The organism is Oribacterium sp. HCP3S3_B9 (genome assembly GCF_052064255.1).
Taxonomy (GTDB): Bacteria; Bacillota; Clostridia; order Lachnospirales; family Lachnospiraceae; genus Oribacterium.
In genome coordinates, this window is record NZ_JBQHVY010000069.1 from 1 (window position 1) to 713 (window position 713).

At 49.2% G+C, this 713-nt stretch carries 1 protein-coding gene and 1 pseudogene; both read left to right on the forward strand.

The features are described 5' to 3' along the window. The coding region (locus tag ACTNC3_RS11445; RefSeq protein WP_441227513.1) for a hypothetical protein at positions 1 to 453 on the forward strand (453 nt) is incomplete at its 5' end. Beyond that, positions 450 to 713 (forward strand): annotated as a pseudogene (locus tag ACTNC3_RS11450) (hypothetical protein); the annotation flags it as partial. The gene ACTNC3_RS11445 and the pseudogene ACTNC3_RS11450, both read left to right, overlap by 4 nt.

Here is a 713-nt window from a genome sequence, read left to right on the forward strand (position 1 = left end):
ATCGGTATCAGAGCTCATTACATTGATGTTCTCGAGGAAAATGGTCAGTTGATCGTACGGCACCGACGTCAATACGGCGATGTACGGACCGACGTTTCTGATTATAGCACGACACTCAGCGTACTTTCCCGAAATGCCGGTGCCTGGAACAACAGCGGTATACGGAAGGAACTTCCGGATCCGCTCAGGGATTACTTGGACGGACTGGAAAAACCGGAGCTTAAGGAAAAGCTCAGACTTATGAGCGGGCTTAACGATGAGTATGGTTACAGAGCGGCTGTGGATGCCATGACTATGTCCCTTAAAAACGGAGATGTTAATTCATCCGATGCCACGATTATTGCGCAACGCATCACAGGCTATGGTATTGATACCCCTCCGGAGTCAGGACCATCTTTGGAAGTGTATGATAGGGCGTTTTTGGGTCCAGGAAGGGAGGACGAGGCATCATGATAACAGCAAAGGAACAGACCGGGATACTCGACGACATCAACGGTTACTGCAAAAAACTGTTTTTTACGGCAGCAATCCCAGAAATGTGCCAGACGGATGGTACCCCTAAGCAGATCGAGTATCTGCGCGATGCCCTCAAAAAGGAAATCGAAAATCGGGAGATCAATCACATCCACCGGCTGATCAAACGAGCCCGCTTCCCCGTTTATAAAACCTTTGATGGCTATGACTTTTGCCAGACCAAACTGCCTCCAGCTCTG